Origin of the sequence: Streptococcus halitosis (assembly GCF_027691175.1) — a bacterium.
Taxonomy (GTDB): Bacteria; Bacillota; Bacilli; order Lactobacillales; family Streptococcaceae; genus Streptococcus; species Streptococcus halitosis_A.
In genome coordinates, this window is sequence record NZ_JAQFBD010000001.1 from 1,167,561 (window position 1) to 1,184,367 (window position 16,807).

General features: G+C 40.2%; 17 protein-coding genes and 1 pseudogene. 2 read left to right on the forward strand and 16 right to left on the reverse strand.

What is annotated here, in order from left to right; genetic code table 11:
- Window positions 1–118 precede the first annotated feature (118 nt).
- The 8 genes and pseudogenes from PG086_RS05675 to gyrA all read right to left on the reverse strand — a co-directional run bounded on the left by PG086_RS05675 (window position 119) and on the right by gyrA (window position 6,499).
- Window positions 119–916, reverse strand: coding sequence for a formate/nitrite transporter family protein (locus PG086_RS05675; protein WP_084939752.1), 798 nt, complete (start codon window positions 914–916; stop codon window positions 119–121).
- Window positions 917–1,040: 124 nt separating this feature from the next.
- On the reverse strand, window positions 1,041–1,388 hold the full coding sequence (locus tag PG086_RS05680; RefSeq protein ID WP_084873230.1) for a hypothetical protein: 348 nt from the start codon (window positions 1,386–1,388) through the stop codon (window positions 1,041–1,043).
- Between the two features lie 45 nt (window positions 1,389–1,433).
- A pseudogene (locus PG086_RS05685) lies at window positions 1,434–1,766 on the reverse strand (hypothetical protein).
- A 118-nt stretch (window positions 1,767–1,884) separates the two neighbouring features.
- Window positions 1,885–2,007 carry a hypothetical protein gene (locus PG086_RS05690; protein ID WP_260467783.1) on the reverse strand — a complete coding sequence of 41 codons (123 nt, stop codon included), beginning with the start codon at window positions 2,005–2,007 and terminating at the stop codon, window positions 1,885–1,887.
- A 131-nt stretch (window positions 2,008–2,138) separates the two neighbouring features.
- Entirely contained in the window at window positions 2,139–2,768 is a 630-nt protein-coding gene (locus tag PG086_RS05695) for a hypothetical protein (protein ID WP_270748059.1), read from the reverse strand.
- Window positions 2,769–2,794: 26 nt separating this feature from the next.
- Window positions 2,795–3,211, reverse strand: a complete 417-nt coding sequence (locus PG086_RS05700; protein WP_109290096.1) for a hypothetical protein — start codon at window positions 3,209–3,211, stop codon at window positions 2,795–2,797.
- A gap of 73 nt (window positions 3,212–3,284) precedes the next feature.
- Window positions 3,285–4,031 (reverse strand): class A sortase, encoded by a 747-nt coding sequence (locus tag PG086_RS05705; protein ID WP_084852316.1) that lies wholly within the window; start codon window positions 4,029–4,031, stop codon window positions 3,285–3,287.
- Window positions 4,031–6,499, reverse strand: a complete 2,469-nt coding sequence (gene gyrA, locus PG086_RS05710) for a DNA gyrase subunit A (protein ID WP_270748061.1) — start codon at window positions 6,497–6,499, stop codon at window positions 4,031–4,033. Before gyrA ends, PG086_RS05705 begins: the two co-directional genes overlap by 1 nt.
- Window positions 6,500–6,693: 194 nt before the next feature.
- Between gyrA and PG086_RS05715 the strand changes: the two genes are divergently transcribed.
- Window positions 6,694–7,680, forward strand: coding sequence for an L-lactate dehydrogenase (locus tag PG086_RS05715; protein ID WP_000204722.1), 987 nt, complete (start codon window positions 6,694–6,696; stop codon window positions 7,678–7,680).
- 278 nt (window positions 7,681–7,958) lie between these two features.
- Here PG086_RS05715 and PG086_RS05720 read toward each other — a convergent pair whose 3' ends face one another.
- Together PG086_RS05720 and PG086_RS05725 are read right to left on the reverse strand one after the other, a co-directional pair.
- Window positions 7,959–8,234, reverse strand: a complete 276-nt coding sequence (locus PG086_RS05720) for an HU family DNA-binding protein (RefSeq protein ID WP_001284635.1) — start codon at window positions 8,232–8,234, stop codon at window positions 7,959–7,961.
- 106 nt (window positions 8,235–8,340) lie between these two features.
- The gene (locus tag PG086_RS05725; RefSeq protein WP_033584840.1) at window positions 8,341–9,177 is read right to left on the reverse strand and encodes a DegV family protein; all 837 of its coding nucleotides are present in this window, start codon (window positions 9,175–9,177) and stop codon (window positions 8,341–8,343) included.
- A 143-nt stretch (window positions 9,178–9,320) separates the two neighbouring features.
- Between PG086_RS05725 and PG086_RS05730 the strand changes: the two genes are divergently transcribed.
- A complete protein-coding gene (locus PG086_RS05730; protein WP_270748065.1) occupies window positions 9,321–10,169 on the forward strand; it encodes a YitT family protein in 849 nt (282 codons plus the stop codon).
- 22 nt (window positions 10,170–10,191) lie between these two features.
- Here the strand turns inward: PG086_RS05730 and PG086_RS05735 are convergent, their stop codons facing one another.
- The 6 genes from PG086_RS05735 to sufD form a co-directional block, all read right to left on the reverse strand.
- Window positions 10,192–11,589 (reverse strand): APC family permease, encoded by a 1,398-nt coding sequence (locus PG086_RS05735; protein ID WP_270748068.1) that lies wholly within the window; start codon window positions 11,587–11,589, stop codon window positions 10,192–10,194.
- Between the two features lie 212 nt (window positions 11,590–11,801).
- Window positions 11,802–12,371, reverse strand: coding sequence for a hypothetical protein (locus tag PG086_RS05740; protein WP_000506262.1), 570 nt, complete (start codon window positions 12,369–12,371; stop codon window positions 11,802–11,804).
- Window positions 12,372–12,390: 19 nt separating this feature from the next.
- Window positions 12,391–13,803: a Fe-S cluster assembly protein SufB gene (gene sufB, locus PG086_RS05745; protein WP_224218224.1), complete on the reverse strand. Its 1,413-nt coding sequence runs from the start codon at window positions 13,801–13,803 to the stop codon at window positions 12,391–12,393.
- Window positions 13,804–13,860: 57 nt separating this feature from the next.
- On the reverse strand, window positions 13,861–14,301 hold the full coding sequence (sufU, locus tag PG086_RS05750; protein ID WP_001218473.1) for a Fe-S cluster assembly sulfur transfer protein SufU: 441 nt from the start codon (window positions 14,299–14,301) through the stop codon (window positions 13,861–13,863).
- The gene (locus PG086_RS05755; protein WP_270748073.1) at window positions 14,288–15,511 is read right to left on the reverse strand and encodes a cysteine desulfurase; all 1,224 of its coding nucleotides are present in this window, start codon (window positions 15,509–15,511) and stop codon (window positions 14,288–14,290) included. The genes sufU and PG086_RS05755 overlap by 14 nt, the downstream gene beginning before the upstream one ends.
- A gap of 10 nt (window positions 15,512–15,521) precedes the next feature.
- Complete coding sequence (sufD, locus tag PG086_RS05760; RefSeq protein ID WP_270748074.1) at window positions 15,522–16,784, reverse strand: Fe-S cluster assembly protein SufD; 1,263 nt, start codon at window positions 16,782–16,784, stop codon at window positions 15,522–15,524.
- Between the last annotated feature and the right edge of the window lie 23 nt (window positions 16,785–16,807).

Below are 16,807 nucleotides of genomic sequence, written 5' to 3' on the forward strand. Positions count from 1 at the left end.
ATTGTATCATCTTGGGCTAGTCTTTTCCAATACCGTTTTTCTATATTTTGATATAAGGAACAACTATGACTAGTCTTACATCTCAAACAAAAAAGCACGATTCACTCGTGCCCGTTTTTTAATCTACATAAGTATCTTCGTTTTTGTTGAGGAAGGCGTAAGGCAAGCCCATCAAGAGACCTCCTCCGATAAAGTTCCCGACAAAGGTTACACCCCAGTGACGAAGAATATTAGGTATGTCAAAATTAGCAATTGAATCTGCTGCAACACTAAACTTAACAATCGCGAAAGAAGCAAAGTTCGCCGCAATGTGTTCGTTTGTTAAGAATACAAACATGTAAATTGCTGATAAGACAAGCCAAAGTTTGGCCCCACCGTCTTTCACCAAAACAAATGAAAGAATGGCAATGTTTACAAAGATATTGGCTAAAATACCTTCAAGTAAGACTAACTCATTGGAACGACCTAACTTCATCTCTACAACCCCTGAAATGAAGCTATCATGTGTTAGATTTGCATATGCTGCTGAGTGGGCAAAGCCCCAACCTGCTATCAAAGCTCCGATGAGATTGAACAAGGTACAGTAAAGTAAAATCTCAGTTGTTTTTCTCCAAGAGATTTTTTTCAAGAAACTACCAGCTGTCAAGAACATCATGTTGGAAGTGACCAACTCAGCATTCAAGAAAACAATGTAGGCCAATCCCCAAGCAAAAACAAATGGGAAGAGAAAACGTCCACTACCTGGAGCGATCTTATTAATCAAGTCAGCCCCAACTGCACCCGCAGCTGTACTAAATGTTAGAAAAGCACCTGCAAACATAGAACGAATCGCATATTTGAATTTGCTTTGACTATAAAGACTTTCTTTCTTCTTACAAGCAAATTCAATCTTTGAGATAAATTCTGAAGAGACCATAGAAAACTCCTAAACTTTTATTTGTGAATATTATAACATAAAGCACGCATTTTGAAAAGCCTTTCTTGTATACGTTTTCTACAAAGAAAATCAAGGCATTGGAGGAATTCCATAAATCTTTCCTTTACCCATTAACAGAAAAACATTTCAATATTTCAAATTGGTCATCCAAAAATTCAAACTCAAATAGGTGCCAGTCATCGAAGGTTTGCTCACAATAACTAACTGTTCCTTGATTGTAGTCAATGATAGGTTTCCCCAGCTTGTTCTTCACATCTTCCTCGCTGACTTCTCCATACATTTCCTTAAGATCAGCTAGCATAAAGTTGATAATTCTATTGAGATTTTCCTGATAATTTTTTGATAACAGTTCAACTTTATCTATAAAGTCACAATCAGGCTCTTTGTCCCAAACAAAGATCACTCCCTCATGCTCATGAGTGTATTGCCGTAAACTCTCATCAAAATTCATTGTTCACTCTCCAAATCATTATCATTTACTAAAAATTTATTAACATTAATCAAAATGTTCACTCGCTTGTTTCACAAACTCGAAAATATTCAAAGATATGGGTTTCATTTCCAGTGAACCTAATGCCCCCAAATCATTCATATAAATAGTGTCGTCAGAATCTTTCTTTATAAAAAAAGCGACATCCCCATCTTGCCCAATCAGGAAAAAATCAGGTTCCCACTCTTCTATTTAGTAGGTGGAGTTTCTTTCTAGCAAATCTAGTCTTGAGTATAAGGTGATGCCTGTATTCTCTATTATCAACTCTCCTGCCTTGTCAATTTTACTCAAGAATTCTGCGTATAGGTTCGGAAGTGCCAAGTCAATCTGATTATTCATTCTCAACTCCTCATCTATTTTTCCTACTGCGAAAGTCCTATATCTCATCTTCACTTAGTTCTCTAAAATGTGAAATATGATATCCAAAATAAGACTTCTCCGATTTTCCTATGAAGATTCAGTGTCCAGCCATATTGGCAATTCCTCCCAAGAATATCATAGGAAGATCCTTGTCAAATGGAGAACTACTTGTTATGTCTTCTTTGAGCGTAACGAAAGACTTTTCTCTTAACTGACTCATTATCTATCCTCTCTTATGCCAGGCATCCTTCGGTTACTTACGATAAACTTTTCAACCTACTGATTAGCTTCCTCTCACATTGAAAAGATACCATTAAAGTTGAATGATCATCTTGCAAGCATCATACATTATCAAATTTTATAGTTTTCAATTTCTTCTCTACTCATGCCTACAAGTTCTGTCGTCCACAAGCCCACATTGTCCGACAAGACTGAATCACAGGTATACTCTTCTTCACCGTCTATATACTTACAGGAAAAGACAAGCTCCCTTGTCGCCGCTTGATAAAATGCCGTGGCTACTTTTTCTAGTTTTTGGGGATTGAAATCAAGTGATAGTTTTTGAGCCATATTTCCTCGTACCAGATCCCAATTTTCCTGCTTAGCCTGATAGCTTTCTCGTATTTTAGACACATAGCCCCTACAAAATGCTTTCAATAAGTCTGTGTTCTGATAAAGATACCGACAGCTAAAATCCGAAATACAACCTGCGTGAAGTAGGAATGTCAGTAAGTCATCCAGACTTTCTGCTACTCTCCCCACTTGGCCCTCACTTCCGATAAAGCCTATGCTGTTATCTTCGAGAAAAACATATTCTCCCCCACTACCGTCTTGAGCAAATGCCTTACAGGCAAGAGAGTATTCCTCATTGTTCCCTGAAAACTGAACTTCACTTATCTTGTCATAAAAATAAATATCACATTCAGTCATCAGTAAGGTCCTTAACTGTTCATTTTCTCTGACTTCTTGTAGCTTATCCATGATCATTCCTTTCTTAAGCTAAACACTTATCCATCTATTACAATTCTAATATGGTAGTTTTTAGTTTCATTCTTTAGATTCTTCACAAGGAGATCATTCTGTTTTGATTGTCCGAAGAAAAAACTGACAGCTTTTCCATCTTTTCTTTCGATAAACAAATGATAACTTGCCCCATTCAATTTGACACTTCGAATATATTTGACTTCAATCCTTCTGATGTTATTCAGCGGAATGATTCTCTTCACAAATACAAAAGCATTGTGAATATAAAATCTCCCATTAGCAATGTGAAACGGGGCAAAAAAATCACCACCACTACGACGGACAATTATAAAACGTCGCCAAAAGATTAGTAAAAGAATAGAGGCTAATAAGTAAAAGGCAAAACTAAAGACAGGACTTTCCCACATCGTTTTCATTCCAAACAAAAAATATTCGAACATGCATCATTCTCCTTTGACTGACGCTTCTATTTGACAAAAACCAGTGAAAAATACAATTCACTGGTTTTTGAGGTTAATAACGTTGTTTATATGGCTTATTAAAGGCGCTTAGGATATCATCAGATGTTTCAGAATAAGCTTTAACTTCTTTAAAATCACCTTTAACAATAATCCGCTCTGTCGCATTATAGTCCACACAGGTCACCAATGTGATTTCTTTGATACCATCACGATCTTCGATTTCATCTACTCGGTCCGGAGTAACGTGTTTAACTTCCGTAATCTCATAAGTATAAACCTTATCCTTATCAGTCAGGTAAATTTTCATACCCGCTTTAGCGTTAACTAAAGGTGAAAAGAGCATTTGACTGGCATTTTCAGCAGTAAAGATATGGTGACTGGCTAGAGAATAGTTGCCCTCTCCCATTTTTTGGTCTGGTTTCATGGTTCCTGCTCCGTAGAACAAGTTTACATTATCCAACCCTTTGAAAATCGGTAGGTTAATCTCCACTTCGGGAATAGCAATTCCTCCAATAACGGGAAGCTTCTGAGCGTCCCACTGAGCGGCTAGAACTGCTTCAGATGAAATAGATTTAACCGAATCAAAATCAAAATTTCCTTCTGTTTTGAGATTTTCATCTATATTTTCTTTAGTAACCTGATTGACTTGGTATTTATTGGTATTCCACACCATAAAGAGATCTCGAATCTTTGAATTAAAAATCAAAGCTAAGGATAAAAGAATTAAGAAAACCGCTAAAATATTGAGAAATAGATTCCTACGCTTATTCTTCTTACTTTTCGTTTTTTTATGAGACATTATGCTTTACCTTCTGTTTCGTTTTCAGTCCCAACTTCTTCTTTTTCTGCCGCATCAACCGTTGTAAAGGTCACAATCTTGGCATCCTGGTCTAGACGCATCACCTTAACTCCCATAGTTGAGCGTCCTGTTTGTGAAATATTGGCAACATTTGTTCGAATCATAACACCTGTATCCGTGATAATCATCAGGTCTTCATCTCCTTTAACAGTGAGGAGACCTGCAAGAGGGCCATTTTTCTCAGCAACATTGGCTGTCTTCATTCCTTTACCACCACGACCTTTTGTTGGATATTCAGTTGCAAGAGTACGTTTACCATACCCTTTTTCAGTGATGATAAGGACCTCGTCCTGGTCAGTGATGACACTAGCACCAACTACAGTGTCTCCATCACGAAGGTTAACTCCTCGGACACCTGTCGCGATACGGCTCATACCACGAACGGCTGATTGATTAAAGCGAACAGCATAACCAAACTTGGTACCAATGATAATATCCGTATCTTCTTCTGTCAGCAAGACATTGATCAACTCATCCTCATCCTTGAGATTCAAGGCTTTAAGTCCATTTTGACGAATATTAGCGAACTCTTTAACACTGGTTCTCTTCACAATACCGTGACGAGTTGTGAAGAAGAGATAAGCGTCATCACTACGTTCAGATTTAACATTAATGATGGTCTGTATGCTCTCCCCTTCATCCAGCTTCAAAAGATTGACAACCGGCAATCCCTTGGCTGTGCGACCGTATTCAGGAATTTCATAACCTTTTAGTCGGTATACACGACCTTTATTGGTAAAGAAGAGCAAATGATCATGGGTGCTGGTTGAAACCAACTCACGCACAAAGTCATCATCCTTAACTCCCGTACCTTGGACTCCACGACCACCACGTTTTTGAGCAGTGAATTCGCCTTGGTCCAAACGTTTGATATAGCCCTTGTTAGAAAGAGTGATTAAGACATCCGACTCCTCAATCAAGTCTTCGTCTTCAAGAGTTAAGACTTCTCCAACCATTAACTCGGTACGACGTTTGTCACCAAATTTACGTTTTACTTCATCCAATTCATCTTTTATGATTTGCGCCACGCGTTCTGGTTTAGCAAGAATATCAGCCAAATCTGCAATCAAGGCAATCAATTCATCATATTCAGACTGAATCTTATCGCGTTCCAATCCGGTCAAGCGACGAAGACGCATATCAAGGATAGCCTGACTTTGACGTTCAGAAAGTTTGAACTTGCTCATCAACTCAGCTTGTGCTTCGGCATCCGTTTCACTAGCACGGATGATACGAATCACTTCGTCAATATGGTCTAGCGCGATTAAAAGGCCTTCTAAGATGTGCGCACGTGCTTCTGCTTTTTCCTTGTCAAAGCGAGTACGACGAACAACCACTTCTTTTTGGTGCTCGATATAAGCATCTAAAATTTGGCGAAGAGACAAAATCTTTGGTACGCCATTTTGAATAGCAAGCATATTGAAACCAAAGTTGGTTTGCATCTGCGTCATCTTGAAGAGGTTATTGAGGATGACATTTGCAGAAGCATCACGCTTCACTTCGATAATGAAGCGGACCCCTTCACGGTTGGATTCATCACGTACAGCTGTAATGCCCTCAATTCGTTTTTCTTGCGCCAAACGAACGATATGCTCATGGACCTTGGTTTTATTGACCATATAAGGAAATTCTGTTACCACGATGCGCTCACGCCCTGTCTTAGTCGTCTCAATCTCTGTTCGAGAACGAAGGACAATGGAACCTTTACCAGTCTCATAAGCCTTATGGATACCTGATTTCCCCATGACAAGAGCACCAGTCGGAAAATCTGGACCAGGCAAGACTTCCATCAAGTCCTTAGTCGTCACTTCAGGATTGTCCATAACCAACTTCACTGCATCAATGGTTTCACCCAAGTTGTGAGGTGGGATATTGGTTGCCATCCCAACAGCGATACCAGTTGCCCCATTGACCAAAAGGTTTGGAAAACGAGCCGGCAAGACCAAGGGTTCACGCTCATTGGCATCGTAGTTGTCTACGAAATCAACTGTGTTTTTATTGATGTCACGAAGCATTTCAAGAGCAATCTTGCTCATACGTGCTTCTGTGTAACGCTGTGCGGCGGCACCATCCCCGTCCATGGAACCAAAGTTTCCATGTCCATCGACAAGCATGTAACGGTAGCTCCACCACTGAGCCATACGAACCATGGCTTCATAAATAGATGAATCCCCGTGTGGGTGGTATTTACCCATAACATCCCCTGTAATACGGGCTGATTTTTTATGAGGTTTGTCTGGTGTAACACCTAGTTCATTCATTCCGTAAAGAATACGGCGGTGAACAGGTTTTAAACCGTCTCGAACATCAGGAAGAGCCCGCGCAACGATAACACTCATGGCGTAATCGATAAAGCTGGTCTTCATCTCCTTTGTCAGATTGACATTCACTAAATTTCTATCCTGCATTAATAAATGCCTCATTTCACTATTAGTAATTAGATATATTATACCATAATTTGTCCTTCATTTCAGTCTTTGAAAACCACTAAAACGTTTACATCGATAACCGAATAGAATATTCGTGACAAAGCTTTTTAAAAGTGATAGAATGAAAGTGTCTGGGGATTACCCTAAAAAAAAATGAAGGAGATGTTTAGATAATGACTTCAACTAAACAACACAAAAAAGTGATCCTTGTTGGTGACGGTGCCGTAGGTTCATCTTACGCTTTCGCACTTGTTAACCAAGGAATTGCACAAGAGCTTGGAATTATCGAAATTCCACAATTGCACGAAAAAGCTGTTGGTGATGCGCTTGACCTTAGCCACGCCCTTGCCTTCACTTCACCTAAAAAAATCTATGCTGCTCAATACTCTGACTGTGCAGACGCTGACCTTGTTGTTATCACTGCAGGTGCTCCTCAAAAACCAGGTGAAACTCGTCTTGACCTTGTAGGTAAAAACTTGGCTATCAACAAATCAATCGTAACACAAGTTGTTGAATCAGGTTTCGATGGTATCTTCCTTGTTGCAGCTAACCCAGTTGACGTTTTGACTTACTCAACTTGGAAATTCTCTGGATTCCCTAAAGAACGTGTTATCGGTTCAGGTACTTCACTTGACTCAGCACGTTTCCGTCAAGCACTTGCTGAAAAATTGGATGTCGATGCTCGTTCCGTTCACGCCTACATCATGGGTGAACACGGAGATTCTGAGTTTGCGGTTTGGTCACACGCTAACATCGCTGGTGTAAACCTTGAAGAATTCCTTAAAGATACTCAAAACGTTCAAGAAGCTGAATTGATTGAATTGTTCGAAGGTGTTCGTGACGCTGCCTACACAATCATCAATAAAAAAGGAGCTACATACTACGGTATCGCAGTAGCGCTTGCTCGTATCACAAAAGCAATCCTTGATGACGAAAATGCAGTACTTCCACTTTCAGTCTTCCAAGAAGGTCAATACGGTGTTAAAAACGTCTTTATCGGTCAACCAGCTGTTGTTGGTGCACACGGTATCGTTCGTCCAGTAAACATCCCATTGAACGACGCTGAAACTCAAAAAATGCAAGCATCTGCCAAAGAATTGCAAGCTATCATTGATGAAGCATGGAAAAACCCTGAATTCCAAGCAGCTTCTAAAAACTAATGAAAAGAAGGTTCTCAAATATGGGAACCTTTTTTCTTTTACTGTAAAGGCTTAAACCCTATTTTTCAAAAGACTACTTATCTCAGAAGTTATATATCATATCAAAGACTCAGTTGAAAAACACCTAAATTTATACATATATAACTAAAGAAATGAAATCAACAGTGGTAGATATCATGAAGAAATATTCGTCTTTGGCCCCTTTTTGCCCCCTATACACAAAAAAAGCCTGTCGCACAAGCTCAAATGCTTGATATGACAGGCTTTTTGAAAATTCATTATTTAACAGCGTCTTTAAGAGCTTTACCAGCTTTGAATGCTGGAACTTTAGAAGCTGCGATTTCGATTTCTTTACCAGTTTGTGGGTTGCGACCTTTACGTGCAGCACGCTCACGAACTTCAAAGTTACCGAAACCGATCAATTGAACTTTTTCACCAGCTGCAAGGTATTCAGTTACTGCTGCAAATACAGCGTCAACTGCTGCTGCTGAATCTTTCTTAGTCAATTCTGTAGCTTCTGCTACTTTAGCGATCAAATCTTGTTTGTTTGCCATGTTAACAAATCCTCCAAATAATTTCTGATTAACAAATATAATCATATCCTAAAATTGCCCATAGGTCAAGTCAAAAGCGCCATTTCAAACATTTTTCTCTATTTTTTTAGGAATTATAGCGGATTAGAATTGCCCAAGCATTCTCTCCAGTATGAGTTTGAATAATAGAGCCAGTTTCCAGTACAGAGATTGGTTTCTCAACATAGGCTTGCAATAAACTCTTCATCTCATTTGCCCATTCATTCGTTCCAGCATAGGAAATTCCAATTTCTGCAACTGATTTTTGGGAAAGAGTATTGGTTAATTCCTCAAGCCACTTTTTGAAAGTTTTCGCTCCACGTCCTTTGACGATTGGTTGAAGTTCGTGGTTTTTCATCTGCATCACTACACGAATATTTAATAGTGAGCTTAATAGTCCCGTCACACGTCCAATACGCCCACCTTTCACTAGGTTTTCTAGAGTCGAAACACCGATATAAAGCTCTGTGTGATTCTTCACTTCTTCTATATGTGCTAGAATAGTTTCTAAATCTTTACCCTCTTTAGCAAGTTTTGCAGCTTCAACAACTTGAAACTTCATAGCCTGATCTGTAAAGGAACTATCAATAACAGTCACATCAGAACTTGAGAGACTCGCGCCTTGGCGAGCAGCTTCAACCGTTCCAGACAAGGCATGAGACATATGAATAGCAACAACCTGACTGCCATCTTTTCCCAGCTCTTCAAAGACTTCAGCAAACACTCCTACTGGAGGTTGACTCGTTTTAGGGAGATTCTTGCTTTGTTGCATGAGATGAAGGAATTCCCCCTCTTTTAGATCAGCATCTGAGTAGAGTACGCCATCAATCATAACTGATAAGGGGACAATAGTGATATTTAATTCTTTAACTACTTCTGGTTCGATAGTAACAGAAGAGTCCGTTACAATTTTTACTTGTGTCATAAGTTCAATCTTTCTATTCTTCTCAATAGGATTGGGATTTTTCACTCTTATTATATCAAAAAAATGATAAAAAATCATAAGTAATCCAATTAAAAAAACTGAATTTTTGGTATAATCTATCTATAGAAAAGCGAGGAACAGCTATGATTCGAAAACTTCAACCGATTATTACGATTATATTTGGAGCAGCTATCTATGCCTTTGGTCTCACCTACTTTGTTGTTCCTTATCATCTATTTGAGGGAGGGGCGACAGGTATCACCTTGATTACCTACTATCTTTTTAAAATCCCTGTCTCATTGATGAATCTCTTAATCAATATTCCTTTATTTATTTTGGCTTGGAAGATATTTGGTTCCAAGACCCTCTACTCCAGCCTTCTGGGTTCTATTTCTCTCTCTATTTGGCTCGCAATCTTTGAGCGTATCCCCTTGCAGTTTGATTTACAAGGAGACCTCATCATCGTTGCTTTAGTCTCAGGGGTTTTACTGGGAGTTGGTTTAGGAATTATCTTTAATGCTGGTGGAACCACTGGTGGTTCTGATATCGTTGCCCGTATCCTCAACAAGTACACCAATCTTTCGATTGGGAAATTGCTTTTTGGAATTGACTTTTTCATTTTAATGTTAATTCTGCTTATTTTTCAAGATCTCCGTCTTGTGACCTATACTCTCTTGTTTGACTTCATCATCGCTCGCGTTATTGACCTGATTGGTGAAGGGGGATACGCTGGTAAAGGATTTATGATTATTACTCAATATCCTGACCAACTGGCTGATAAGATTAATGAGGAGCTTGGACGCGGTGTGACCTTTATATCTGGTCAAGGTTATTACAGTAAGAAAGATTTAAAAATTATTTACTGTATCGTCGGTCGGAACGAAATCGTCAAAATGAAGGATATGATTCACAAAATTGATCCTCAAGCCTTTATCACCATCACTGAGGCTCATGAAATTCTGGGTGAAGGATTCACTTATGTGAAAGATTAAAAAAGCTGGGAATTCCCAGCTTTTATTCTTCTTCTGCGAGGGTTGAATGGCGGAACCCGTAAGTAAAGTAAATGACTAGACCAACTACAAGAGCGATGCTAAAGGCAATCCAGGTATCTAGACTATATTGAAGCATAAAGGAAACACAGATAAGAATGGAAAGAATTGGCAAAAGTGGCACCAAGGGTGTTTTAAACTCTCCCTCTTTTGGCATACCCTTATCCTTTCTGAGTTTTATTATTCCGTAGGCTAGCAAAATGAGATAAGCTAGCGTACAGATATTTAAGAAGGCTGCAATACTAGCTAGAGGAAAGACTCCTGCAGCAATGGCTGAAGCAACTCCTGTTAAAAGGGTCGCATTTTTAGGAACGCGACTAGTCTTGCTTAATTGTTTGAAACTTTGAGGTAAAAGTCCATCACGCGCTAAGCTATAAATCATCCGAGATAAAGCATAAGTCATAGAGATACATACGGTTATCAGGGTTAGAATGGCTACAAGCGAAACATAATTTGCTGCCCAGCCGATACCAATACTCCGTAATGAAAATGCTACTGCATCGTCCACATTGAGCTTACTGTAGTGAACAATCCCTGTCAATACTAAGGTTACCAAGGCATAGAGAATGGTGACGATTGTTAGAGAAAGCACAATTCCGCGAGGAATATTTTTTTGCGGACTTTGAATTTCATCAACTGCCATGGAAATTGACTCAAATCCGAGAAAACCAAAGAACATCAAAGATGCGCCCGCTATAATCCCAGTACTTCCACCATATAGTTGACCAAAGCCAAAAGGAGCAAAATTCGACCAATTTTCTGGCTTGATGTACCAAATACCAACTAGGATAAATAAGGCTAGAGCTGAGAATTTCAAGACCACTAAAAGCGAATTAAATCTCAAAGCTGCCTTAGAATTTAATAAAACCAATCCCGTTACCAATGTCAGTACTAAAATAGGTAGAAGATCGATATAGGTACCTTGTTCAGGGTTAAAGGTTCCATTCAAGGCTTGGGGCATGGAGATACCATAATTACTGAGCAATCCCTTAAAGTAAGCTGCCCAGCCAGACGCCACACCTGAAACAGCTGTCATGAATTCCATGATGGTCAACCAGCCAGCAATCCAGGCTGGCAATTCTCCTAAAATCGCATAGAGATAACTATAAGCACCTCCAGTTGCAGGTACACGAGAGGCAAATTCTGCAAAAAAGAGAGCTGATAAAGAAACACATAAGGCAGAAATCACAATGGAAATCACTAGTGAGGGACCAGCTAGAGTAGCCGCCGCTGTTCCTGTAATGGTGAAAATCCCCGTCCCTACCATAGCACCGATTCCCAATAGAATCAAATCCCACAATTTCAAATGGCGACGCATCTCTGTCTGTCTCAGACTAACATCCTTGGTTCTAAAAATATTCATACTTCATCTCCACTAAATGTAATTGTTTTATTTTACCATATAAAAGCATTTTTGTGAATATTTATTAGGTTCTTTTTTGAAAAAAATTCTGAACAGAAAGGATTTCTGTTCAGATTTTGCATTTTTACCCAGTGATTCTTTCAATTAGTTACTCATCAAGCGATTAAGCTCAACAGTATACCCATTGAAAGTTTTTGGGGATTTGGGATTTTTTAAACTTCAAAGTAAGGGAAGGGACGGTCACTATCTAAAGGACGATTTGGAACTTCTTGTTCCAAAATAGCGCGCCAACCTGATACCAATTCTTCAAAAGTCAATTGGGCTTCTGGAGAAGCTGTTGTCAGCTTCCGACCAAACCAAGCCATGGTTGCAGTTTCAAACTGAAGCATAGCGTACTGGATTACTGGTACATTTGCCTCTTCATAATTTTCATTTACTGCACGCGCTACTTCTGCCGCTTGCGGAAGGAGTTGATTGCTGATTTTATCAACAACAGTCGCATCCATCTCTCTCCATGAAAGAAGTTGACCATTTACCTGATAAAAGAGCTCAAAGGTTTCTTGATTTTCCTTGAAATTAGTAAGAACAAAAGCACGTTCCACGGCCTCAGGACCACCAGCAGCTTTTACAGCGTTTATCAAGAGGTTTTGTTCCATTTGTCGCCAATAATCATCTGCTTCTTCTGCTAAATCAATTGTAAAAGGTGGAACAATTTCCTCGACAGGAATTTCACCTTTATTCGCTTTTTCAACATTACCGAATAATTTTTTTAAAAATCCCATTTGCTTCTCCTTTTTGGATTTATCCGACTGAACCTTCCATTTCATAGCTAATCAAGCGGTTCAGCTCAACTGCATATTCCATTGGAAGTTCTTTTGTGAAGGGCTCGACAAACCCCATGACAATCATCTCGGTTGCCTCAGATTCTGATAAACCACGGCTCATGAGGTAGTAGAGTTGTTCCTCTGAAATCTTAGATACTTTGGCTTCGTGCTCCAAAGCAACTTGCGAGTTGTGAATTTCATTAAACGGAATGGTATCTGATGCTGACAAGTCATCCATGATAATGGTATCACACTCGATGTGAGAAACAGATTTCTTAGAGTTCTTGTTGAAAGTTACTTGTCCACGGTAGTCCACCTTTCCTCCGCCTTTAGCGATGGATTTAGACACGATAGAGGAGCTTGTGTGTGGAGCGTTGTGGATCATCTTGGCACCTGTGTCTTGGTGTTGCCCAGCATTGGCAAAGGCGATCGAAAGCATGGTACCACGGGCCCCTTCTCCATCTAGGTAAACAGATGGGTATTTCATAGTTGTTTTGGCACCTAAGTTTCCATCGATCCACTCAACAGTCGCATCTTTCAAAGCTTTGGCACGTTTTGTTACCAAGTTATAGACATTATCAGACCAGTTTTGGATGGTTGTATAACGCATATAAGCTCCGTCCAAAGCGAAAATTTCTACAATGGCAGCGTGCAAGCTGTTGCTAGAATAAGTTGGTGCTGTACATCCTTCTACGTAATGGACGCTTGCTCCCTCATCAACGATAATTAAAGTACGTTCGAACTGACCTGTATTTTCGTTATTGATACGGAAGTAGGTTTGAAGTGGAATATCTACCTTGACACCTTTTGGCACGTAGATAAAGGTTCCACCCGACCATACTGCAGAGTTGAGGGCTGCCAACTTGTTATCAGTTGGTGGTACCAACTTCGCAAAGTATTGTTTAAACAAGTCTGGGTATTCCTTGAGGGCAGAATCCGTATCTGTAAAGATAATACCCAATTTCTGGAACTCTTCCTTCATGTTATGGTAAACCACTTCTGACTCATACTGGGCAGAGGCACCTGCTAGATAAGCACGTTCAGCTTCTGGAATCCCGATACGTTCAAAGGTCTCTTTAATTTTTTCAGGAACTTCATCCCATGAACGGGCTGGTTTGTCAGATGGTTTTTGGTAGTAGATCAAATCATCAAAGTCAATCTCTGACAAGTCTGCTCCCCAGGTTTGCATAGGCATTTTTTTGAAGATTTCATAAGACTTCAAACGGAATTCTAACATCCACTCAGGTTCTCCTTTAGCAGCTGATAATTCGCGAATGACATCTTCGTTCAATCCTTTTCCTGTCGATAGGACAGGCTCTACATCGTCATGGAAACCAAATTTATATTCACCAAGGTCAATTGGTTTTGGTTCTACTCTTTCTTCAGCCATAATATCCTTTCTTTCATTCTTCATTTCTAATGATTCGTAAGACAAAAGAAACTTGTCTTACTGTTTTTCTTGATCTTCAATTGTTTTCTTAAGGGCATTCCAAGCTAGAGTTGCACACTTAATCCGTTGTGGGAATTTGGCAACACCTGATAAGAAAGCTGCATCGCCAAGTTGGTCTTGGCGGTCATCTTTTTGACCTTGAACCATTTCAGAAAAGATGGTTGCAAGTTCTAGAATTTCTTGCTTGGTTTTTCCTAAAACAGCATCTGTCATCATACTAGCCGAGGCTGTTGAGATGGTACAACCTGAATTTAGAAAAGCAATATCTTCCAAACGGTCCTCTGCGTCAAACTTAACAGAGAGATTAATAACATCCCCACAGGTTGGATTGTTGAGGCTGATTTGTTCAGCGTCTTCTAACTTCCCTTGATGATGTGGATTTTTCGAATGATCTGCTACCACTGCCATATAAAGGCTATCTAGTTTAGAAAGTGCCATTGAAAAACTCCTTTGTCTTTTGTAGGGCATCGACTAGTTTGTCACAATCCGCCTTAGTATTGTAGATATAAAAACTTGCACGGGCTGTTGCTGGTACATCCAAATACTGGAGCAAGGGTTGCGCACAGTGGTGACCCGCACGAACAGCCACTCCTTCATAATCCAAAGCTGTTGCAAGATCGTGAGGATGAAGATCACCTAGGTTAAAGGCAATGACACCTGAACGCTGAGCCAAGTCCTGTGAACCGTAAATAGTCAATTCTTCGATTGCCTGCAATTTTGGAAATACGTATGAGATTAATTCCTGTTCATGGGCTTCAATGGCATCCATACCAAGATTTTCTAGGTAATCCACTGCAGCAGCAAGTCCGATAGCACCTGCCATATTTGGCGTTCCAGCCTCAAATTTCCAAGGCAATTCCTTCCAACTAGCAGATTGCTCATAGACGAAATCAATCATCTCACCGCCAAATTCTACTGGAGACATTTGCTCAAGATACTTTTCTTTGCCGTAAAGAACACCGATACCAGTTGGACCAGCCATCTTGTGACCTGAAAAGGCAAAGAAGTCCACATCCAAGTCCTGCACATCAATCTTCATATGAGGCGTAGACTGAGCACCATCCACCACCATAATGGCTCCAACTTGGTGAGCCATTTGTGTGATTTCTTTGATTGGATTGACCACACCAAGGACATTTGAGGCGTGAGCTAGCGAAACAAACTTAACCTTGTCAGTCAATTTAGAACGCAAGTCATCCATATCCAAGGCACCGTCCTTGAGATAAACATAGACAAGCTCTGCTCCAGTCTTGCGACAGGCCTCCTGCCAAGGAATGATATTGGAATGGTGTTCCATGACAGAAATCAAAACCTGGTCTCCCTCAGTCAAAACTTCCTCAACATAACGCGCTACCCAGTTAAGGCTGGTTGTCGTTCCTCTGGTAAAGAGAACTTCCTTTGTAGAGCCTGCATTGATAAACTTACGAATGGTTTCACGAGCAGCTTCATAAGAAGCTGTTGCTCGCTCAGCCAAGGTATGAACCCCACGGTGAACATTGGCATTGTCCTGCTTATAGTAGCGGTTGATTGCTTCCAGAACTGCTAATGGTTTTTGTGTCGTCGCAGCATTGTCCAGATAGACCAGAGGTTCATCGTTGACAATCTGGTCTAAAATTGGAAAATCCTTGCGAATCGCTATATCTAACATAGGCTTCCCCTTAGCGTTTTGACAATTTTTCTTCGATAGTTGCAATCATTTCATCACGAACTTCTTTGACTGGAATCTCAACGATAACAGATCCAAGGAAACCACGAACAACCAAGCGTTCTGCAGTTGCTTGATCTAAACCACGGCTCATGAGGTAGTACATATCTTCTGGATCCACCTGACCGATAGAGGCCGCGTGACCTGCAGTTACGTCATTTTCATCAATCAAAAGAATTGGGTTGGCATCTGAACGTGCTTGGTCTGAAAGCATGAGAACACGGCTTTCTTGTTGCGCATCTGCTCCCTTGGCCCCCTTAATGATGTGGCCAATACCATTGAAGGTCAAGGTTGCTTTTTCAAGGATAACCCCATGTTGCAGGATATTTCCGATAGAATTGCATCCGTAGTTAGTTACACGGGTATCAATCCCTTGTACTTGACGGCCACTTGAAAGAGCTACGGCTTTCAGGTCAGCATGGCTACCATTCCCAATCAAATCGCTATCAAAGTCCGCAACAACATTTCCTTCGTTCATGACACCAATGGCCCAGTCAATGCTGGCATCGTTGCCTAGTTTACCACGACGGCTAATATAGGCCGTGACATTTTCACCCAGACGATCAATAGCAGCAAATTTCACTTGCGCACCAGAACGAGCAATCACTTCGACTGTGATATTGGCAGTTGCTTTGGCACTTACTTCACCGCGTGACTCTAAACGTTCTAGATAACTAATCTTAGAGTTTTTACCAGCGATAATCATAATATGCTTATTAAACGGCACATCACTATCGCTGTCTTGGTAGAAAATACCTTCGATTGGCTCTGTAATTTCCACGTTATCTGGAATATAAAGAACCGCACCACTATTGAAATAAGCTGTGTGGTAGGCTGCTAACTTGTCATCGTCATACTTAACAGATGACATGAAGAATTCCTTAATAAGCTCTGGAATTTCTTCTAAAGCTGAGTGGAAGTCTGTAAAGACTACTCCTTGTTCAGCCAATTCAACTGGAGTTTGTTCAAAAACAGTCTGCGTTCCTACTTGCACCAACTTCAAGTGGTTATCTAAAGCAGTGAAGTCAGGAACATTTGCTGACGGTTCACTTTCTGTGATGGTACCATCTCCCAGATTCCAACGATGGAATTTCACACGCTCAATGACTGGTAATTCCAAACTCTCAATCTTATCAAAAGCTTTTTGACGGAGGTCTGACAACCATCTTGGTTCAGCGTGCATTTCTGAAAAAAGTTTAATAGTTTCTTTAGTCATTTACTTCTCCTAAAAGATACGAG